This is a genomic window from Bradyrhizobium sp. USDA 4506 (assembly GCF_054058795.1).
The window spans coordinates 174,943-197,395 of sequence record NZ_JBSSBM010000001.1; the positions used below are offsets into that span (position 1 = coordinate 174,943).

The 22,453-nt window shown below is 60.5% G+C and carries 11 protein-coding genes and 2 pseudogenes; 8 read left to right on the forward strand and 5 right to left on the reverse strand.

Annotated elements, in window-relative coordinates:
* Window positions 1–10 precede the first annotated feature (10 nt).
* Together ACVIHF_RS00770 and ACVIHF_RS00775 are read right to left on the reverse strand one after the other, a co-directional pair.
* Entirely contained in the window at window positions 11–1,033 is a 1,023-nt protein-coding gene (locus tag ACVIHF_RS00770) for an acyl carrier protein (protein ID WP_456791454.1), read from the reverse strand.
* Between the two features lie 21 nt (window positions 1,034–1,054).
* The gene (locus ACVIHF_RS00775; protein ID WP_253610489.1) at window positions 1,055–3,796 is read right to left on the reverse strand and encodes a type I polyketide synthase; all 2,742 of its coding nucleotides are present in this window, start codon (window positions 3,794–3,796) and stop codon (window positions 1,055–1,057) included.
* A gap of 1,121 nt (window positions 3,797–4,917) precedes the next feature.
* Here ACVIHF_RS00775 and ACVIHF_RS00780 point away from each other — a divergent pair.
* From ACVIHF_RS00780 to ACVIHF_RS00815, 8 genes and pseudogenes are all read left to right on the forward strand, one after another.
* Window positions 4,918–6,393: an efflux transporter outer membrane subunit gene (locus ACVIHF_RS00780; protein WP_375167171.1), complete on the forward strand. Its 1,476-nt coding sequence runs from the start codon at window positions 4,918–4,920 to the stop codon at window positions 6,391–6,393.
* Window positions 6,383–7,801 (forward strand): efflux RND transporter periplasmic adaptor subunit, encoded by a 1,419-nt coding sequence (locus ACVIHF_RS00785; RefSeq protein ID WP_456791455.1) that lies wholly within the window; start codon window positions 6,383–6,385, stop codon window positions 7,799–7,801. Before ACVIHF_RS00780 ends, ACVIHF_RS00785 begins: the two co-directional genes overlap by 11 nt.
* Before the next feature lie 27 nt (window positions 7,802–7,828).
* On the forward strand, window positions 7,829–10,978 hold the full coding sequence (locus tag ACVIHF_RS00790) for an efflux RND transporter permease subunit (RefSeq protein ID WP_253610492.1): 3,150 nt from the start codon (window positions 7,829–7,831) through the stop codon (window positions 10,976–10,978).
* Window positions 10,978–14,046 (forward strand): efflux RND transporter permease subunit, encoded by a 3,069-nt coding sequence (locus tag ACVIHF_RS00795; protein ID WP_456791456.1) that lies wholly within the window; start codon window positions 10,978–10,980, stop codon window positions 14,044–14,046. Before ACVIHF_RS00790 ends, ACVIHF_RS00795 begins: the two co-directional genes overlap by 1 nt.
* A gap of 594 nt (window positions 14,047–14,640) precedes the next feature.
* Entirely contained in the window at window positions 14,641–14,919 is a 279-nt protein-coding gene (locus tag ACVIHF_RS00800; protein WP_253610494.1) for a hypothetical protein, read from the forward strand.
* 305 nt (window positions 14,920–15,224) lie between these two features.
* Window positions 15,225–16,397, forward strand: a complete 1,173-nt coding sequence (lpxB, locus tag ACVIHF_RS00805) for a lipid-A-disaccharide synthase (protein ID WP_253610495.1) — start codon at window positions 15,225–15,227, stop codon at window positions 16,395–16,397.
* Window positions 16,398–16,540: 143 nt separating this feature from the next.
* Entirely contained in the window at window positions 16,541–16,648 is a 108-nt protein-coding gene (locus tag ACVIHF_RS00810; RefSeq protein ID WP_253610496.1) for a GMC oxidoreductase, read from the forward strand.
* Window positions 16,649–16,875: 227 nt separating this feature from the next.
* A pseudogene (locus tag ACVIHF_RS00815) lies at window positions 16,876–18,056 on the forward strand (IS91 family transposase).
* A gap of 858 nt (window positions 18,057–18,914) precedes the next feature.
* On the opposite strand, the gene ACVIHF_RS00820 reads toward ACVIHF_RS00815, so the two are convergent.
* The 3 genes and pseudogenes from ACVIHF_RS00820 to ACVIHF_RS00830 form a co-directional block, all read right to left on the reverse strand.
* Entirely contained in the window at window positions 18,915–21,467 is a 2,553-nt protein-coding gene (locus tag ACVIHF_RS00820) for an IPT/TIG domain-containing protein (RefSeq protein ID WP_456791457.1), read from the reverse strand.
* A gap of 228 nt (window positions 21,468–21,695) precedes the next feature.
* Window positions 21,696–21,833, reverse strand: coding sequence for a conjugal transfer protein TraD (locus ACVIHF_RS00825; RefSeq protein ID WP_309145064.1), 138 nt, complete (start codon window positions 21,831–21,833; stop codon window positions 21,696–21,698).
* A gap of 6 nt (window positions 21,834–21,839) precedes the next feature.
* Window positions 21,840–22,154, reverse strand: a pseudogene (locus ACVIHF_RS00830) (conjugal transfer protein TraD); the annotation flags it as partial.
* Window positions 22,155–22,453 lie beyond the last annotated feature (299 nt).

Sequence of the window (22,453 nt, forward strand, 5' to 3'; positions counted from 1 at the left end):
TGGTTTGTCCCTAGGCAATAGCTTTGAGCGACGACGACTTTCTCAGTGTTGCTACCGCGACCAGCAGTGGCACCAAGCCAGTCTGTTGAGCTTCTTCTGTCGCTTCCACTATGTTGACCTGCCACTCTCCATTGGTTCGGCAAACCACATGGGTAGAAAGTGTGATTTCGTCAGAGCAGCTGCTCTCGAGGACCCTTGGAAAATAGCTGAACTCGTTCAGAACGCTGTCGGCGAGCGGCATCACTTGGCGAGCGGCTGCCACAGCTACGTTCCGCAATTCCATCTCGATTGCACTGCGTCCGAGAGTTCGATCGACGGTGACCGTAATCGAACTCGGGAGAGCGGGTACAGGAACGATCTGACCGAAGTCTTGACCGTTGACTTCGGTGGAACGTTCGGAGTCAAGTTCGCGCACACCGTCTGCATCATCGAATGACCGACCATGCCTCGAAATATATCGGCAGAATTCGACTACCGAGACATACTGGTAGGTATCGCCACTCGACAGAGATCTATCCGTCAACCCTTCAGAGTTGAGTCGTCGAATGAGATCGACTCGCATCGCAGCGTCCATGCCGAGTTCGTTGAACGTAATGAAGTCGTCATCGACATCAGACGGGGTTAGTCCGCATATCTCGGCGAGATGTCTTCTGACTACGGCAAGAATTGACACGACGTTGTCATTGGCTACTTCGGATTGTTCCGATTCTAGCGCTGGGCGTTGATCTTCGAGTGGCGCGCTGGAACTGACAGCTGAACTCGGCTTCGCGTCAGCTTGTGCGCCTACCTGATTGGCAAGATGAAGCGTGAGAGCCTTGATGCTGGGGTTCTCGAAGACTGAGGTGCTGGTGAGTTCAAGCGTCGATCCTAGATCATGCTTTAGTCGCTTGATCATCTCAACGCCCATCAGAGAATCTAGGCCAAACTCAAAAAAGTTCGTGTCGTCATCAAGCTGTTCCGGTTCGACAAACAGGATGTCTGCCAAATGCTTTCGGACTAGCGAAGCGATCGTTACAAAGCGTTCATTGGACATGGCGTGGTCACAATCCGAGTACTAGAGGTTTCGTTCGGCACCGAAAGGCAAGCCGATCTCAGTCCAGAATTTTTGCTTGGCCAGGGGATAGGTCGGCAGCACGACCAGATTGCGGACATAGTCTATGTCGAAGCCGAGCCAATCGACCTTGACACCCGCGAGGTAGAGGTTGGCGAGACTCCCGAGCAGCGTTTTCCAAGGGCTTTGCGTTCGACGCATCGAAAGGAGCCACTCATTCCTTCGCACCTCATCTTGCTGCGACCCGAGATTGGTGAGAATTGGTTGTGGCCCGATCTCGATGAAAGCGTTAGCCTCCTCTGAGAGCAGCAGGCGAATTGAATCAGAAAAGCGTACAGATGCTCTGACATGACGGGCCCAATACCGCGCATCCATAATGCCATCCGTGAACGAACCAGTGACATTCGACACCAACGGAATTTTCGGCTTGCGGAAGGAAATTCCCTCGGCCACCGCGCGGAATGGATCGATCATCGGATCCAGCAAGCGAGAATGAAAGGCATGCGAGACTTCAAGGAAGCTCGTGCCGACACCCTTTCTCTGCAGCGAGGCCTGATAAGCTACAAGTTCAGATTTGCGGCCCGAGACCACGATCTGCGCAGGACTGTTGATCGCTGCCACATCAATACCCCGGTCCATCTGACGAATCTCAGCCAACACCTGATCGACGGGGCCCTCCACGACCAGCATTCCGCCTTCGGCGCTCGTTGATTGCATGAGCCTGCCACGAGCCGCCACTAGCTTAAGGCCATCTGATAGTGACATGACCCCCGCAACAGTCGCCGCCACTAGCTCCCCCACGCTGTGGCCTAGAACGACATCTGGCGAAATGCCCCATCGTTCCCAAAGCTTCGCGAGACAGTATTCAAGAACGAATAGGCAAGGTTGAGAGTATTCTGTTTGATTTATTAAGGAATCTGATTCACCCTCAAACAAAACGCTTAGAACCGGGCGAGACATGTGCGGCTTCAAGAGCTCCGCACATTCATCGATCAGGTCCTTAAAGTATGGGCTACTTTGATAGAGCTCCTTTCCCATTCCCCGATACTGCGCACCTTGGCCAGTGAACAAGAAGACAATCCTCGGCCTTCGCGCTTCTTTCGAAGAATCCCTAAACTCAAAACGCTTCTGTTCCATCATCTTCAAGCCGTCCGCCGTCGTGGCGGCGGCAACGATTGTTCTTACCCGGCCGTGTTCACGTCTCGTATTCAACGTGTAACCGATATCAGCACAATCTTCCGTGCTGGATTCCGCCGCGAAGCGCTCGATGCGCCGCTGTAGTCGATCAAGAGAACGATCGGAAAATGCCCATAGATGGAGCGGTCGTTCCATGTGAAGCTGATGCTTCGCGCTTGAACTCTGACGCATCGGCGGAGTGTATCGCTCGACGAGAATGTGCACGTTGGTGCCGCTCAGGCCAAAGGAGCTCACCCCACCACACAACCGACCACCCCTCGGCTCCCAGCCACTCATAGTTTGAGGCAGGTTCAACTTAAGCGCCTGCCAGTCGACGAGTTTGTTTGGATTAGGGCAGTTGATATGCGCCGGAACCGCTCCGTTGACCAAACACATTACGAGCTTCTGAAAGCCGGCGACGCCAGCTGCCGCCTCAAGATGACCAATATTGTTCTTAACCGAACCAACCATCAAGGGAAGAGAACGACGACTAAAAGCTTCCCCGAGCGCGCGTATTTCAATCGGATCTCCAAGCTGCGTGCCAGAACCATGCGCTTCGATGTATCCCACCTCGCCTGGATCCACGCCACTTCGGCTCAGTGCCGCATTAAGTAAGCCAACTTGAGCGCGCCCGTTTGGTGCTGTGAGCCCATTGCTTGCACCATCATGGTTCATCGCGGACGAGACAATCGTCGCTATAATATTGTCATTCGCCAGCTCCGCGTCTTTCAGACGCTTCAACACGATGACGCCACATCCTTCACCGCGAACGTAACCGTCCGCGCCATCGTCGAAAGCGCTTTGCACCCCTCGCGCAGAGAGGGCATTAAGCCTGCAGAGAGCCACGTACTTATGGGGTGAAATAATCGCATTCACACCGGCCGCCAATGCCACGTCGCACTCAAAAAGTGCGAGGCTCTGGCACGCCAAATGTATTGCCGACAATGCCGACGAACATGCGGTATCGAGTTGAATTACCGGCCCGCGAAAGCCGAGATGGTAGGCAACGCGACCTGCAGCGATACTGCGTGCAGTGCCGAGCGCATTGTAAACCGTGATGTGGTCCAACGCATCGCTGCTCAAATTTAGATGTGAGTAGTCATCGTTACTCAGTCCGACAAACAGCCCGCAGCTGTTCGCGCCGCTAGTAACGACTTGATTAGCTCGCTGCAACGCCTCCCACGCAACCTCGAGCAACAGACGTTGCTGCGGATCTATGCCGTGGGCCTCTCGGGGGGATATATTAAAGAAGGACGCATCGAAAAATTCGATACCATTCAGAAACGCCCCTCTATCCGTGTAGATTAGACTGCTTCGCGAAGCATCTTGATCCCGATATTTTTCCGGATCGAATCGAGTCTCCGGAATGCGCGACACCGCACTTCGCTCTTCAGCAAGAAAGCGCCAGAACTCCTCTGGGGAATTGCAGTCACCCGGAAAGCGACAAGCCATACCAACCACAGCGATCTTGTCGGAAGAAGCTTGTGACCTTGATCTACTCAACGTTGCACCATGCCATGTCGCACAAAACGCAATCTTGACGTGCATCCGATATGGCGGTAATTCCATCGCATGTCAATTGATGTTGCTGCGCATCGAGTCAAATAGCAGCGGAAGTAGGTGTACGCATGTGGTGTAAATTTCAGTGGGAGATGCGGGTACACTACTTCATGATGTCGTCACGATCTCTCAATAGACTATTTCGTGCGCGTCTCGCCGACTAAAGAGGAGGCCGAATGGATGCGCAGAGAGTGGCTCGCCCGCAGGTCCGCTATCGCTCGCGGCGATCAAAGGTCCGCACGATGAATGGTCACGGTCGCAAAAATCGCGCGCGCAGACGTTCTCATGAAGCCGGTAGAAATTTGAGGAATGACAGCGGAATGCTCTCCGACATTAGCGGCGAAGCTCTCGAGTTGCTCAAGCCTGTAGACGAGCTTCCTCTATTACATGAGCGCGCGCTGCGCGTCCGGCTCGTGCTTCTACAGACAACGCCCGATGTCTTTGCGGGAACGACCGGAACAATTGCTGCGACACTGCGAACCAGTTATCGATCGAAAATGACGCATTTGATCTCGCGTGCAGGTTCGAGACTTCATCGTGAATACAGAAGCATCAACTCGAGCGGATCACCACCGACTTGCGCCGCTCGGCAGCCAAAGCGCGATATCAGAGGGGCTAGCAATCTCATATGACCGCACTTAAAGGCTGCCAGATGTCCAGATCTAGCCCAACTGCTTGCGCCCAAAGTTGAAAGCTGTAACGACTGAACCGCCGTAGACCAGATCTGCAGCAGTGCCCCCGTGAATTGTGATGATGTGCCGGCCTGCTAGTTCGAATTGCCGTCCTCAAGCGCTTGTGCGGACCGAGATGCTCAGGACGAGTCAGCTAGTGATGGGATCAAATTTGAGGTTCGATCATAACGTCGGATTTATTCGACGCGTAGTTTCCCTGCATTTTGTCGTTTCTACCAATTTTTGGATCTTCGCTTCCAGGATTGGTAGGTGGCTTCCAATTTATCCGAGACAGCACCTGGGACGAAATCGCCCGCCGAAGCGGAGAGACGTAGACTTTCTTGCCGCGCAAATCGCTCCCGTCGGTCAGCCGCAGAAGGTCTGTAAATCACTTCATCGCGCATCCGCTGCTTCATCCGCGTCGTGGTCTCTAGAGTTGCCCCGCAGGGGGTGGAGGTGATGCAGGAAGTCCCCATGGCCGCCCTGAGGCGGTGTTGCGGCCGCGCTCCCCGGGTACTACCTGCAGCCAGGTTGTTGACGGCCGTTTCCATTGCGATGAGTTCAGCCGGCTGCGTGCTGACGCAGGATCTGCCCGATCCGGCGCTCGACGTGCCCAGCCAATACAAATACGCCGGCAAGCCCGATGCGCCACCGCCGCTCGACTGGTGGCGCGGTTTTCGTTCGACGGAGCTGACGCAATTGATGGAGGAAGCTGAGACCGTCAACCTAGATATTGCAGCCGCCGTCTCACGCATAGTCGAGGCCGACGCCCAGGCGCGGCAGGCGGGCGCAGCACTGCTGCCGAGCCTATCGGGCAGCGGCTCAGAAACCTACTCACGCACCTCGGGTTCGAGCGCCTCGGGCCTGTCCATCGGCGGCCGCGAGGTCGTCAACTATTCGGTGTCGCTGAGCGCGAGCTACCAGCTCGACTTCTGGGGCCAGAATCGCGACGCGCTGCAGGCCGCGGAAGAGACCGCCACCGCCAATCGGTTCGATCGCGACGTCGTCGCGCTGACGACGCTGTCCAGCGTCGCCAACGCCTATTTCCAGGTGCTGGCCTCGCAGGACCGCTTGCGCACCTCGCAAAGCAACATCGCCAGCGCCCAGCGGATCCTCGATGCCATCAAGGAGCGGCGCAAGGCGGGCACGGGCACGGACCTCGACGTTGCGCAGCAGGAGAGCGTGGTGGCGAACCAGAAGGCGCTGGTGCCGTCGCTCCGGCAGACGCTCGACCAGAACATCAACGCACTGGCCGTGCTGGTGTCGCGGCCGCGGGAGAGCGTGCGCGTCACGGGCGGCTCCCTGAACCAAATCGCGATTCCGCGCGTCACACCGGGGTTGCCGTCCGAGCTGTTGACGCAGCGGCCTGATATTCGCCGGCAGGAAGCGCAGCTTGCGTCCGCCACCGCCAATATCGGCAATGCCCGCGCCCAGTTCTTTCCGACCATCCAGCTCACCGGGAACGGCGGCTATCAGAGCTCGGCGCTGGTGTCGCTGTTCCAGCCGCATGCGGCCTTCTTCCAGCTCGTCGGCAGCGCGACGCAGCCGATCTTCGACGGCGGCAGGATCCTCGGCAATTTCCAGTATACCCAGGCACGCCAGGACGAGTTGCTCCAAGCCTACCGCAAGACAATCGTTCAAGCCTTCGCGGATGTCGACAATGCGCTGTATTCGATCAAGCAGACCACGATCAGGCTGCAGTTGCAGCGCGATGTGCTTGCCTCGTCGCGTCGTGCCTTCGAGCTCGCCGAGCAGCAATTGCGCGCCGGCACGGCCGACATCGTGGCCGTGCTGAACGTCCAGCAAACGCTGTTTCAGGCGGAAGACGCGCTATGGCAGGCGCAGCTTGCGCGGCTGCTGGCGATCGTCAGCCTGTACCAGGCTTTGGGCGGCGGCTGGGAGCCGAGGATGGAGAAACCGGTCAATGCTCTTTAAGCCGGATACCAAGGAAGGCGCGAAGGACAAGGCGGGCAAGCGCGGCAGGTCCCGGCGCGGCCGCCGCTTTGTTGCCACGCTGATCACGCTCGCGATCCCCGGCGGGCTCGGCTATCTCGGCTGGATCGCATGGCACCAGAAGCCGGCGAATGACCGCAATGCGCGGCCCGATCTGCCGGTGCCGGTGCTGGCGGCGATCCCGCGCATCCAGGACGTGCCGGTCTATCTCGACGGCGTCGGCGCGATCCGCGCGCTCAACACCGTGACCGTGCGCTCGCAGGTCGATGGCAAGCTGATCGCGGTGAACTATACCGAAGGCCAGGACGTCAAGAAGGGCGACGTGCTCGCGGAGATCGATCCCGCGATCTACCAGGCGCAATACGAACAGGCCGTGGCCAAAAAGGCGCAGGACCAGGCCCAGCTCGCCAACCAGCGCATCGACCTCACGCGCTACGAGCAGCTCGCCGCCTCCAACGCCGGCTCCAAGCAACAGGCCGATACCCAGCGCGCGCTGGTCGCGCAGACCGAGGCGCTGGTCAAGGCCGACCAGGCTGCGATCGACAATGCGGCGGCGACGCTCAGCTACACCAAGATCGTGGCGCCGCTCTCGGGCCGCGCGGGCCGTCGCCAGGTCGACCAGGGCAACATCATCCATGCCGCCGACACCACGGGCCTCGTCGTCATCACGCAATTGCAGCCGATCGCGGTGTGGTTCAGCCTGCCGCAGCAGCAGATCATGCGGGTCAACGCGGCGGCGGCGAAGAGCGCGTTGCAGGTCGACGTGTTCGGCAATGACGGCATCACGGTGATCGACACCGGCAAGCTGACCGGGCTTGACAACCAGGTCGATCCGACCACCGGCACGCTCAAGCTCAAGGCGGAATTCCCCAACGCCAACTACCAGCTCTGGCCGGGCCAATTCGTCAATGTCCGCCTCAAGGTCGAGACGCTACCGAAAGCGCTGGTGGTGCCGACATCAGCCGTGCAGCGCGGCCCGGTCGGAACCTTCAGCTATGTGATCGGCGAGGGCGATATCGTTTCGGCAAAACCCGTGACGGTGACGCAGCAGAACGAGCACGACGCCGTGATCGCGAGCGGCCTGTCACCGAGCGATCGTGTCGTCACCACAGGCTTTGCCAATCTCTCCGACGGCTCCAAGGTGATCGTCGGCCGCGACGACCAGACGCCGTCGGCCGATCTCGCGCCGCGCAAGCGCACCCGCGCACCCCAGCCCGGCCAGAAGGATGGTCAGAAAGACGGTCAGGCCAAGGACGGGCAAGGCAAGGACAGACAAGGCAAGGACGGCGAGCGTCGCGGCAAACGGCAGAGCGGCGAGGGCGACCAGAAGGGCCAGACCGGACCGGCGCAGGGGGCAGATTCATCGGGCAGTGGAGCGAAGCAGCCATGATCCCGATTTCGACCAACTGATCGCGTCATGGGCGTCTCCGAACCCTTCATTCGCCGGCCGATCGCGACCTCGCTGCTCGGCATCGCGCTGCTGATCGGCGGCGCGCTCGGCTATTTCTCGCTTCCGGTCTCCGCGCTGCCACAGGTCGACTTCCCGACCGTGCAGGTGACGACGCAACTGCCCGGCGCGAGCCCCGACGTCATCGCCTCGCTCATTACCGCGCCGCTGGAGCGGCAGCTTGGCCAGATCCCGTCGCTGTCGGCGATGAATTCGACGAGCTCGTTCGGCGTCAGCCAGATCTCGCTGCAATTCGATCTCAACCGCGACATCGACGGCGCGACGCAGGACGTCCAGGCCGCGATCAACGCGGCCGCCGGCGTGTTGCCGAGGACGCTGCCTTACCCGCCGACCTATGCCAAGGTGAACCCGGCGGATGCGCCGGTCATGACGCTTGCGCTGCGCTCCGAGACCATTTCGCTGCGCGCGATGAGCGACATCGCCGATACGATCCTGGCACAGCGGCTGAGCCAGATTTCCGGTGTCGGCCGCGTGACGGTGCTGGGGGGCCTGAAGCCCGCTGTGCGCATCCAGGCCGACCTGGCGCGCCTGGCTGCCTACGGTATCGCCATGGAGGACCTGCGTAGCGCGATCGCGGGCGCCAACGTCTCGGGGCCGAAGGGCTCGCTCGACGGCGCGCAGCAGTCCTACCTGATTGCGGCCAACGACCAGATCGCCGCCGCCGATGCCTACCGGCCAGTCATCGTGGCCTACCGCAACGGCTCGCCGGTCACGATCGGCGACGTCGCACAGATCATCGACGGCCTGGAGAACGACCGCACCGGCGGCTGGTACCAGGGGACGCCGGCCGTCATCATCGACATCCAGCGTCAGCCCGGCGCCAACGTGATCGACGTGGTCAGCCAGATCCGGGCGGAGATCCCGAAGGTCCAGCGCGCAATTCCCGCCGGCGTGAAGCTGACCGTGGTCTCCGACCGCACCGTCACCATCCGTGCCTCCGTCCACGACGTGCAGTTCACGCTGATCTTGAGCGTGGTGCTGGTGACGCTGGTGGTGCTGCTCTTCCTGCGCTCGCTGCGGGCCACGTTGATCGCCGGCGTCGCGCTGCCGCTGTCGCTGATCACGAGCTTCGGCATCATGTATTTCGCCGGCTTCAGCCTCGACAACCTGTCGCTGATGGCGCTGACCATCGGCACAGGCTTCGTGGTCGACGATGCCATCGTGATGATCGAGAATATCGTCCGCCACATGGAGAATGGCGAGAGCGCGATGCAGGCCTCGCTCAGGGGCGCGAGCGAGATCGGCTTCACCGTGATCTCGCTGACGGTGTCGCTGATCGCCGTCTTCATCCCGCTTCTGTTCATGTCGGGCCTCGTGGGCCGGATGTTCCGCGAATTCGCGCTGACGCTGACGATCGCGGTCGTGACCTCGGCGGTGGTCTCGCTGACGCTGACGCCGATGATGTGCTCGCGCCTCCTCAAGCACGCCCATGAGCAATTGGCGGTGCCGGGACTTGCCGCCGTCAGCCGCTTTATCGACTGGACCGTCGGCTTCTATCACCGGAGCCTGTTGTGGGTGCTGGAGCGCCAGCGCGCGACCCTGGTCGTGACCTTCGCCACGCTGATCGCGACCCTGGCTCTCTACGTCGTCGCGCCCAAGGGCTTTCTGCCGCTCCAGGACACGGCCTCGATCACGGCAGTGACGGAGGCCGGCCCCGACGTCTCCTTCGCCGGGATGCAGAAGCGGCAGGCCGAGGCCGCCGATGCCATCAAGGCCGATCCTGACGTGGTCGGCGTCGTCTCGGTGATCGGGGCAGGCTCCGTCAATCCGACCACCAATGTCGGGCGCCTCGTCATGACGCTCAAGCCGCGTGGCGAGCGGCGCGACGATGTCAGCGTGGTCGTCGACAGGCTGAAGAACAGGGTTGCCGCGATCCCCGGCATGACCGTGTACTTCCAGCCAGTCCAGGACGTGCAGATCTCGACCCAGTCGAGCCGTTCGCAATATCAGTACACGCTCACCGGCACCGACGCGGCATCCGTCTCGGAATGGTCGCGCAAGCTGGTCGCCGAGATGCGGCGGGATCCGCTATTCCGCGACGTGTCCTCGGAGGCGCAGGAGGGCGGCTTGCGCGCCCAGCTCGACGTCGACCGGACCCGCGCCGGCCAGCTCGGCGTCAACCTGCAAGGCATCACCGACACCCTGAACGATGCCTTCGCGCAGCGGCAGATTTCCACCATCTACGGCCAGGCCAACCAGTACCGCGTGGTGCTGGAGGCGCTGCCGATGTATCAGCGCGATCCGTCGATCCTGTCGAAGCTCTATCTACCGGGTGCCGCGAGCGCCACCGTGGGCGCGCCCAACGCCCAAGTGCCGCTGTCGGCCGTGGCGACGCTCACACGGACGACGGCACCGCTGGCGATCTCGCACCAGGCGCAATTCCCGGCGGTCTCGCTCAGCTTCAACCTCGCGCCGGGGGCCGCTCTCGGCGACGCGGTCGAGGCGGTGAAAGCGATCGAGACCCGCATCGGCATGCCCGGCAGCATCGTCGGCGTCTATGCCGGTGATGCCGCCGAGTTCGCCAAGGCGCTCGCCGGGCAGCCCTGGCTGCTGCTCGCCGCCATCATCACCATCTACATCGTGCTCGGCGTGCTCTATGAGAGCTACATCCATCCGATCACCATCCTCTCGACGCTGCCGTCGGCCGGCGTCGGCGCGATCCTGGCCCTGATGCTGTTCGGTCAGGACCTCTCGGTGATCGGCCTGATCGGCATCATCCTCCTGATGGGCATCGTCAAGAAGAACGCGATCATGATGATCGACTTCGCGCTCGAGGCCGAGCGCGGGCAGGGGATGTCGGCCACCGATGCGATCGTGCAGGCCTGCCTGCTGCGCTTCCGCCCGATCATGATGACGACGCTGGCTGCGCTGTTCGGCGCCTTGCCACTTGCGGTCGAGAGCGGCACCGGCTCGGAGCTGCGCTTTCCGCTGGGCATCTCGATCATCGGCGGCCTGCTGCTCAGCCAGTTGCTGACGCTCTACACGACGCCGGTGATCTATCTCGCGCTCGACCGCATCAACCGCCGGCTCGAGCAAGCGGTGCCGCCGCCCGAGCCTGAAGGGCCGCCCGCGGCCGGGGCGACCGAGGGGATGCAGTGATGGCATCGATCTCGGAGCTCTTCATCCGCAGGCCCGTCGCCACCACGCTGCTCTCGATCGGGCTGTTCCTGCTGGGCGTCGTGGCCTACGAGTTCCTGCCCGTGGCCGCGCTTCCGAACGTGGATTTCCCCGCCATCTTCGTCTCCGCAAGCCGGCCGGGCGCCGATCCGTCGGTGATGGCAGCGACCGTTGCGGCGCCGCTGGAGCGGCGACTGGGTAAGATCGCGGGCATCGACCAGATCATCTCAACCAGCACACTCGGCACGAGCACCATCCAGTTACAGTTTTCGATGGGTCGCGACATTGATCACGCCGCACGTGATGTGCAGGCCGCGATCAACGCCGCGCTCGTCGATCTGCCGAGCGATCTGCCAGCGCTGCCGCGCTTCCGCAAGGCCAACACTGCGGCGATGCCGGTCTATGTGCTGGCGCTGACATCCAAAACGATTTCAACCAGCGCGATCTACGACCTTGCTGACACCGTGCTTACGCAACGGCTATCGCAAGTGCCGGGCGTTGGCAACGTGACCCTGACCGGCAGCGACCAGCCGGCGGTGCGTATCGCGCTTAACCCAGTAGCCCTGTCGAACGCCGGCATCGCCACCGACGACGTGCGCACCGCGATCGTCAATGCCAATCCACTCGGCCCGGTCGGCATCTTCAACGGCGAGCGCCAGAGCGAGACGCTGTCGCTGAACAAGCAGATGCGCACGGCGAAAGAGTTCCGCGACATCCTCGTCAAAAGCTCGCACGGCAATTTCGTGCGGTTGTCTGACGTCGCCTACATCGAAGATTCCGTTCGGAACGTCCGATCTATAGCTTGGTTCAATAAACAACCGGCCATCATAATCCAAATCGCTAAACAAAGCGATGCCAACATCATAGATACAGTCGAACGCATTAAGGCTGCAATTTCCGAACTAGAGCAGTCGATTCCGACGGCAATCGAAGTCTCGACCTTGGTTGACTTGACCAAAAGCATACGCGCGAGCATGCGAGATATGCAGCATACATTAGTGGCGGCAGTGATCTTGATGATGCTGCTCGTGCTGGTCTTTCTGAGACGATTGGCGTCGACTATTGCTGCTGGCGTTACCGTGCCGTTGACACTGGCCGGCCCCTGCGTTGGCATGTGGGCCACCGGTTATTCCATCAATAACCTCTCTCTCATGGCGCTCACGATCTCAATCGGCTTCGTCGTTGACGATGCCATCGTCATGATTGAAAACATATCTCGCAATCTCGAATCTGGCATGCCACCGTATTATGCGGCGCTACGAGGAGCTAAACAGGTCGGTTTTACCGTGCTGTCAATCAGCCTGTCGCTCATTGCCGTTTTCACGCCGCTGATCTTCATGGATGGTTTCGTGGGTCGGCTGTTGCGTGAGTTCTCCCTGACGTTGACCTTTGCCATTCTCATCTCCTTGTTCGTCTCGCTCACGACAACACCCATGATTTACGCGCATTTTGTCAAGGAAATCCCACCCAATCGCGTGACTTGGTTCGACCATCTCATCGAGGAAACGCTGGTGCGCATGGTGGAATTCTATCAGCGAACTCTGAAGTGTACGCTTGAGCATCCACTTCTAATCATGATCGTATTCCTGGCGACCATTGCGTCAACGGCGGTGCTCTACGTCAGAGTCCCCAAGGCATTTTTTCCCAGCGACGATAGCGGATTCATTTTCGGCGCAACGCGGGCGTCCTCCGATGTTTCGTTTCAAGCCATGGCATCATCGCAGCAACAACTCGCCGGCATAGTGCTGTCGGATCCAGCAGTTGCCTCCATCGGCTCGATCATCAATGGCGGCGGTCAGAGCGTCAACAGAGGTAATATGTTCATTACCTTGAAGCCGCCCGAGGAGCGGGAGCATGTTCAGACACAGCTCGTGATTGATCGCTTACGACGCAACCTCTCGAGGGTACCAAACATCCGCCTGTTCATGGTTTCAGTGCAGGACCTTCCCACCAGCGGACGGCAGAGCGATTCCCAATACCAATACACACTTCATAGCACGGACCTCAATCTCCTGCAGCAATGGACACCGATCGTCTCCAAACGCATGGAGACTGTCGATGGCGTTACCGACATTTCCAGCGATCAGGATGCTACTGGTGGACTACAGTTGATGCTCTCGATTGATCGTCAGGCAGCCTCAAGACTCGGAGTGCAGGTGCAGGACATCGACAATGCGCTTAATAACGCGTTTTCGCAGCGGCAAATCTCGATCATCTATACCCAGCGAAACCAGTACACGGTGGTGCTGGAGATCGACCCGAGATTCCAGGTCGATCCCGCCAATCTCGACCGCATCTACGTCGCGGGCACCAACGACGTGCAGGTGCCGCTGTCGGCGGTGGCGCGCGTGCAGCGAGGGCTGGCGCCGCTGGCGGTCTACCATTCGCAATCGTTTCCCTCGACCACCGTATCATTCAATCTTCTGCCAGGTGTGTCGCTGCCGGTCGCGGCCTCCAATATCCAGCGTGCGGTCGAGGAGTTGCATATGCCCCAAGATATCCGCGGGAGCTTTGATGGCATCGCAGGTGATTCCAGTAAGGCGAGCAGCCGCCTGCCGCTCCTATTCTTGGCCGCTGTAGCGGCCATGTACATCGTGCTGGGAATCCTTTACGAGAGCCTCGCTCATCCGCTGACCATCATCTCAACCCTGCCATCCGCCGGACTTGGTGCGCTTCTGGCCCTGCAACTCACCAATACACCGTTGAGCGTGATCGCGCTTGTCGGGATTATTCTTGTGATGGGCATCGCAAAGAAGAACGGCATTATGATCGTGGATTTTGCGCTGGACGCAGAGCGTCAGACCGGGATGTCGTCGATCGATGCGATTCTAGAGGCCTGCAGAGCTCGCTTCCGTCCGATCTTGATGACGACCTTGGCGACTGTATTTGCCAGCATTCCTCTCATCGTTGCTACGGGGGTCGGTACCGACCTGCGCCGACCTCTTGGTATCACGGTTATCGGCGGTCTTTTCGTATCCCAGGCACTCACCCTCTATACGATTCCCGTAATTTACCTCTTAATAGATCGAGTGCGGCGTCGACGTCGATAATCGACGGTTTCCCAGGCTGCTGAAGAAGGGCATTTCTGACCGGCGGAGGAACTGGTGCTGAAGGCGTTGTGGGCCGTACTAGTCGAGCGGCATGGATCACGAAGTGATCGCGTCCGCTCATTTCGACCACGTGGCGATGATGTAACACCCACCATCGATCCGTCCCTCGAGTTTGGCGGTAATGTATGGAAGCTCCGTAAGCGCTTCCTGCTATATGATTCGGTAAATCCTGAAGGCCCCGATGGGCGCTCGACTGGCGATGAGGCGGAAGAACGCCTGCAAACCCTTCTTGGGTTCGCCCGCGCTGGCACTCGCGCCGCCGACGAGGATAGCCGTGGAGCGTTAGGGTTGCTATGAGTAGAGCAAGGCCAGTCTCCGTGCTTGATACACTCAGCCAAGGTGCCCGTCGAACCTCGAAGAGATCCTGGCCGAAGTCGGCACGGTGACCGATGGCCAACGTGCTACCGCGGCACCGCAGGTCATCGAACGGGAACTTGCTGATTTCGCCCGACGGGCCGGTCCACGCGTCGTCGCCTTGACGCCCAGGAAACAGCAGCGACCGCCGCCAAAGAAGAGCGTCTTGCGCAAATCAAGTTGGAACAGATCGATACCCGGCTCGATCGACTTGAGTCGAAGCGCAACGAGCAAAAGCGATTGGTTCGCGCACCTGACGACTCCGAGCAGAACCTGGAGGCCGATATCGGGTGGGTCAGGTTGTGGGACAAGCTCTGCACGCGGCAGAGGGATTGCTGCAAGCGGCTGCGGGCGACCGCGCGCGGATACAAGCCCGTGAAAGATCTCGGCGCGAGTTACATGGGCATTGGAGCGAGCCGAGCAGACTGCGACAAGAGCACGCCAGACTGCTACGGGTGATGAAGGCCCGACACGGCCAAGACCAAGCCGAGAGCCGACACAACCGCGCGCAATGGCTGCGCTTGACCGAGGAGCACCGACTTTCGGCACAACGAACAAAAAAGCGCGGGATAGGCTGAGTTCGGTAGTTCTGACCGCAGGTCGCCAACAAACGCGGAACCGGATAACGTCGGAACTGGTCAAGATCGACGATTCGTCGCAATTCGGCTTTGAGATCGGGGCTAAGCGTCGAGACTCCTGTCGACTACTGCGCCACTTTTTGGTCCAGGCTTAAGCAGTAGAAAGAAGAAAGCGTGGTGCAGTGTATGTTCGCTCATGAAAGAGGTCTAAAGATAGCCGTTGTCGCTGGAGAAGTGTCCGGTGATCTTCTAGGCGGTGATCTGATCGCGGCTCTGAAAGCTGCCCATGATGCTCCAATAGCGCTAGTGGGCGTGGGAGGTGAGGCGCTCCAAGCGCACGGGCTTTGCTCGCTTTTCGATTTCACCGAGCTGTCCATTATGGGGTTCACGCAGGCTCTTTTGCGTTTACCGAATTTCGCTAGGCGCATAAGGCAGACGGCGGCGGCGATCGTCGCAGCAAAACCGAATGTGCTCATTCTAATCGACAGCCCCGATTTCACGCACCGGGTGGCGAAGAAGGTTCGCGCAGCATTACCCGAACTGCTCATTGTACACTACGTTTGCCCGAGCGTTTGGGCCTGGAAGGAACATCGCGCCACTGTAATGCGTGGCTATGTGGATCATGTACTTGCTTTGCTGCCTTTTGAGGAAGAGGCTATGCGCCGGCTCGGTGGCCCCGAAACAACGTACGTAGGCCATCGCCTTACCCACGATCCGGCACTTTTGAAGGTCCGGAACATTCGCGCTTGCCGCCCCCTGGGGGCTCCCGAAGAGAGAACAATTTTGCTCTTGCCTGGCTCACGGGCCGCAGAGATAAGAACACTCTTGCCTGTCTTTGGCGAGGCGGCTCGAGAATTCATCGCACGCAATGGTCCTACGCGCTTCATTTTGCCTACTGTGCCGCACCAAGAAAGCCTTGTTCGTGAGAAGGCACTAACGCTTCCGTTTCCAGTAGAGGTCACCTCAGACACGGAAGCCAAATGGACGGCCTTTGCGGAAGCTGATGCAGCAATAGCAGCCTCTGGAACCGTCATTCTCGAGCTTGCCCTCTCAAACATTCCGGCGGTGTCCGCCTACAAAAGCGATTGGCTGATCAGGTTAATGTCCAAAAGGATAAAGATTTGGTCGGCCGCACTGCCGAACCTGATCGCGGACTATCCCATTGTCCCGGAATACATCAATGAAGTTGTGCGAGCGGGAAGCCTCTGCCGCTGGGCGGAACGCCTCTCAGCAGACACTCTGCAGCGCCGCGCAATGATGGAAGGCTTCAGATTAACCTGGCAGCGGCTGCAAGTACCCGCTCCGCCGAGCGAGACGGCTGCGAAGGTCATTCTCGATCTTTTGTTGCGCAATCCCTAAAGGAGGCGCCGCCGCTCGCCCGCTCCATCGCGGAAGAGGTTGATCCCGGCGGGAACAGGCCGACGACGAGCTACTAGACTTTGCGCGTGGCAAGGGCGGGACGATCCATTACCGGTCGGTACGGCTAAGATGGGGCAAACGCGATGGCCGTGGTCGATGACAGATTTAGTGTCCACGGAGTCCAGGGGTTGCAGATGATCGAGGCCTCGATCATGCCAACTATCGTTTCGGCAACACGAACGCGCCGCTGATCATGATCGCGGAAACGGGCCGCGGACATGGTCAAAAGGGATTCGAAGCAAACGTCAGGCAGTTCGCTAATGCGCGATCCGATTTAGTTCCGCCGCCGCCGCATCATATTCGATAGACGACTTCGGGCACTGCTCCAACGCCGAGTTGAACAGTTGCACGGCCTCGGTCGACCAGCCCATTCGACCGGCTCTCCATCACGGTGATCCCACCCGACTGAGCTGCGCAGATGCGCCCCGTGCTCGAGGTGGCGGACATCTTCCGCCGCCACGGCGCCGCATTCCGTGCCGCACAGAGCTCTCGGCTTTCATCCGACCAGCGCCGTGTGATGGTGGCCATCGAGGCGTGCCGCACAGCGACGCTCGGCGGCCATGTCGAGCGGTGCGACGACTGCGGCCTGGTTCGCGTCGCCTATAACAGCTGTCGCGATCGGCACTGTCCAAAGTGCCAAGCGCTCGCGCGCGCGCCCAATGGCTCGCCGATCGCCAGGCCGACCTGCTGCCGGTGCCCTATTTTCACGTCGTCTTCACCGTGCCGGCGCCCGTGGCCGCCATCGCGCTACAGAACAAGGCGGTGGTCTACGACATCTTGCTCAAGACGGCAGCCGAGACGATCCGTCTCATCAGTGCCGACCCAAAGCATCTCGGTGCCGAGACCGGGATGATTGCCATTCTCCATACCTGGGGCCAAACCCTTACGCATCATCCGCATGCCCGTTGCCTCGTGCCGGGCGGCGGGATTGCCCCTGACGGAAGCTGGGTTCCTTGTCGTCCTGGCTTCTTCCTTCCCGTCCGCGTCCTGTCACGATTGTATCGTCGGCTATTCCTGGAGCGCCTGCAGGCGGCGTTCGATAATACCAAGCTCCAGTTCTTCGGCCACCTCACGCACCTCGTCGAGCCAGCCGCATTCGGCCGCTATCTGAACGCTCTCCGCAAGGTCGAATGGGTCGTCTACGCCAAGCGTCCCTTCGGCGGGCCAGAGCAGGTTCTGGCCTATCTCGGGCGCTACACCCATCGCGTTGCGATCGCCAACGGCCGGCTCCTTACCTGTGAGCAGGGCCACGTCCGCTTCCGGTGGAAGGATTATCGCGCCGGCAACAAAGCCAAAGTGATGACGCTCGACACTGAGGAGTTCATTCGTCGCTTTCTGCTCCACGTTTTGCCGAAGGGGTTCCGCCGCATCCGTCATTTTAGCTTCCTGGCGAACGCCTGCCGCGCGGCCAAACTCGCGCGCATCCGAGCGGCGCTTGAGGCGCCGGAGCCGCCTCCGCGTGCCGAACCTGTCGACTATCGTGAGCGCTATACCGTCCTCACTGGTCACCGCCTCGACTTGTGTCCCGTCTGCGGAGGCCGCATGGCCGAGATTGGGCTTGTGCCGCGCTCGCAAACACCTCGCTGCGACACATCATGACCAACCACGTCGACTTAATCGCTCCCGTTAGGTGCATCGCGCCATGCCGACCTTCTCCGTCGGAGCAATCAAGCACGCTCACAACGCCCGGCGAACGAGCCGGAATCGGCCTCTCACGCACAACGCGCGGCTTGCCGCTATTGTCGGCGACTGCCTTCGCTGCCAATATCAGCGGCAATCTGCCACCTCGCTCGCCCGCGGGCCCAACATCGGCTCCGCCGCGCCAGCCGACGCTCGGATCGAGCGCCCATAGCTCCGTGCCCACAAGACGCGTCTTCGTTCAATCCGGGTTCAAATAGGTCCCGCGCTCGACTTGCGGCGAGATCTTTAACGCGGGACCTATTTGAACCCTCCAGTATTCCGATTTGATCGCGCGCAGTTTCGGATGGTGTGAAGCCCGATCGTTGGGCCAATTCTCCGGCTGGAAGCAGCAGGGAGGATTGGAGGCTGACGGAGTTATTCCCGCCGAGCAACTGGATCCCCGTCAGGTCCGCGTTGATGGTGAGGTTGCTACCTTTGAACCGAGTACCCTTTTCCAAATAGACCCCTTTGCCGTCAGGGTCGTAATCACTATTAGCGTTCTTATAAGGCGATCCGTGGATCGTTACATCACTCATGACGCGCGTGGGGGCGCCCGTCCGCAGGACGACCGTCTCCGCAGTGGCAGGGGGGAAACAAAAGAAGCCAGGGTCGCCAGGCTGACGTCGGACAGCCATAGCCATTTCCGCTCGCACCAAACACTCGGAAAATCATTCCCTTGGGTTGTTTTCTTCTCGGACTGTAACGTTTGCTCAGCCACCAGAATCTCCTTCCCGATTGGGCGGGCGCTGCCTTACCAGATTGAATTTAGCCTCATCGTCAAAATGGCACTTGAGCGCGTCCGGAAAACGTCCAGATCCGGGTATTGCCACCAATCCCGCCAAGCTCGGCGCCAACGCCGAGTGTGGCGCCGCCGGCGGATCTGAGGTCGACGCCGCCGGTGAAACGCGCAGACCACCCCTGCAACTGGATCGGAATTTGCGGCACGGACGTGCCGATGATGACGGCCGCAGCATTGTCCCGCGTGAAGTAGTAGTCAGCATATCCCCCGACGTAGGGCGACAGCAGCAGGCCATCGCTCCAGGACACCGGATAGGTCAGCTTGGTCCCGGCTGAGGCACGTCCTGCGAAAAAGTTGTACGCGGCCTGTTTGGTTCCAAGCGTATCGATATAGGCCCCCTCCCGCTCCCGGAGGATGTAGAGCCTGGTCGACGGCTCCAGATGGAAGTTGGCCCATTGATGGGAGCCGGTGAGGCCGGTCGTCAGCAGCCAGCGTTGACCACTGAAACTTCCTTGCGCGGCACCTGCGGTGCCGTTGTAGCTGATGTTGGAAAAGGTAGCGGCCGCATCATACCGCAATGCCGGCGTAATCCTCCAACCGAGATAGGAGCCGGCCGTCCAGCCGTCCCCTTTGAGTCTTCCGCTGATGCTATCCATTGTGTACTGGAAGCTCTCATAGCCGCCCACCGCTCCCACCAGAAAGTCAGGAGCGATCTTGTAGGTCAGGCCGGCGAGCGTATTGAACTGGGTACCGTAGAGTGCTGCCTGGGTCGCTCCGGCGCCGAAATTGCCCGGCGATGCCCAGCGGTCGATGCTGGTCCCGCGGGTGTCGATCCAGAACAGCCAGTTATTTTGTGCCCGAACCTTCGCCGAAGCCACCTTCGCCGACTCGACCGCTGCAAAAACGTCGTCGATGCTAGAATTATCGCGGCTGGCTCTGCCGGGAGCCCCCTCTCTCGCGTAAGCACTGGCGCTGGGGCGCGCGGATTGCAGTTCGTCCTCACAGGGGACGGTCAGGTTAAGCCGCAGACCCGTTGGTCCAGGTGTTATGCATCGTCCGCCATCACTGAACCCTTCGGAGATTGCGGTATCTATTGCGCTCGAAATCGCCTGGCCGGAGTTTTGCGCCACGACCTTGGTAACGTCGACCTGCAGTTGACGCAGCTTGGTGCTATCGGCCGGAATGTTCACCGACTGGGTCAGGGGCGACGAAATCGAGGCATTGAACGCAGGGCCGCCAGCATAAGCCGCTGTGATGCTGTGATTACCGACAGAGAGTGTCTTTGTCATCAGCGTCGCGACACCCGCCGCAGACAGGAAGGAGGCTCCTATCTGCACATCACCGTCCCTGAACGTCACCGTGCCCGCGGGCGTTCCGGCGCCGATTGCGGTGACGGTGACCGTGAACGTGACGGCTTGACCAAAACTGCTCGGATTTTGCGACGACATTATCGTCGTCTTCGTCTCGGAAGGCGCCGGTGGAATATAGGTGAAGGTGCCCGGCGAGACGTTGCCGCCCGGCGTCGTCATCGTCACCGTCACCGCGCCCTTGCCGGCCGGCGAGGTCACCGTGAGCGACGTCGCGGTGTTGGCCGTGATCCGCGCCGCGCTGGTGCCGAACGTCACCGCGCTGGCATTGGCCAGGTTGCTGCCGCTGATCGTCACCACCGTGCCGCCGGCCTCCGGACCGGACGTTGGCGACAGCGACGCCGCCGTCGGCGCCCCGACATAGCTGAAGCGGCCCGGCGACACCGTGCCGCCCGGCGTCGTCACGGTGACATCGACCGTGCCGGTCCCCGCCGGCGAGGTCACCGTGAGCGAGGTCGCCGAGTTGGCCGTGATCCGCGCCATGCTGGTGCCGAACGTCACCGCGCTGGCATTGGCCAGGTTGCTGCCGCTGATCGTCACCACCGTGCCGCCGGCCTCCGGACCGGACGTTGGCGACAGCGACGCCGCCGTCGGCGCCCCGACATAGCTGAAGCGGCCCGGCGACACCGTGCCGCCCGGCGTCGTCACGGTGACATCGACCGTGCCGGTCCCCGCCGGCGAGGTCACCGTGAGCGAGGTCGCCGAGTTGGCCGTGATCCGCGCCATGCTGGTGCCGAACGTCACCGCGCTGGCATTGGCCAGGTTGCTGCCGCTGATCGTCACCACCGTGCCGCCGGCCTCCGGACCGGACGTTGGCGACAGCGACGTCGCCGTTGGCGCCGGCGGGATATAGGTGTATTCGTTATCCGACGTGCACGGCGAATCGTGTATTGCAAGGTGCACTTTGCCAGTCCCCGGCACCATCTTCGCGCCCATGGTTACGACACCATTGTTATTAACCAAGCTACGAATAGTCAGCTCTTGAGACGTTTCACAGACGTGTAACAGCCAGCCGGCTACGACATCGTGCCAAGCCTCTACGTTCGTCCTGACGTGTATCCAGTTGTCGCCAGCCTCGGGACCTGATGACGGCGAAACCGAATATATCTGGGGCGACGCTTGGGCAGTGTTTGATACCGTCAGAGAGCAGGCGAGCACGACGGCGGCCAGAAAGATCAAGCGGATTGCACGGCCGAGAACAGCATAAGACGAATAAAGCACCACTTAAACCCCTAACGGCGCACGTATAGCCGTGGGGCTCTAATAATAAGTTTTGAACACCAATTATCGGAATAACGGTCAGAATATTGCAAAAAGGGTTCAGATCAGGAAACCCTATCGTACCGGTCTTCCGAGGCGCTGAGATTCGCTCCTTTGCGTCGGTCCACAAATGCTTTCCCTTCTCGGCCCAGAGCTCGCGCGCCTGTTCGCCTTGCTCGCTTTTGAGCTTGTCTAGATCCAGATGAGCGTGCCGTAGATGGTAGCGCGGTCGTCGTCGGTGAGGTCCCCGACGCCGGGTTTAACGACGAGCCTGCCGAGTTCGATCAGATGCCGCGAGCGCCTGCGGCGCTCGATCTGCCAGCTTCGCATGTCATGCGCGCCCGCGCCGCCTGACGCCGGTTGCGCGCCGCTCGAATGTGACCGAGAGCGCTCGGTGTCACGGCGCTGACGTAGATCGCGGTGTTCGCGCCTCGAAAAACGCGGGCCCGCGCTTCACCCACGCCTCCGTCTTTACGGTATCTTTCGTTTCCGCGATGGCGACCAGCGCACCCGGCAGTCGTCGGCGCTGAGCGCGTCGGCTCCGGTGGCGATGACCAGTTCGCCAAGCCCGAGCACCTCGCGGCTTCGGAGGTCTCGCGCCTTGTCCTCAAGCGCTTTCAGCTCCGTGTCGAAGTCCCGCAGCTTGCACATTGTTGCCTCCATCGTCTTCGTTCGTTGTCAATGCGGCGATGACACGATGACAGTTGAGCGCCTTGCTGATTGCTTCTATGTTGTCGGGACGGTGTGGCACGGCGCGGTCCATCGCGAGATTTTTTCGAGGGAGGGCGCGCCCACATGGTTTGGTCGATGTCAAGAATATTGTGGAATGGCGGCATCGCCAAATGATTTGGCGTAACTCCGCAATCCGCTCGTGGTTGAACACGGCGGTCAAGGTCTTGCAGATCGCGGTTAATGCGATCCGGCACACAGTTCATCTGCGCGCACCTCGC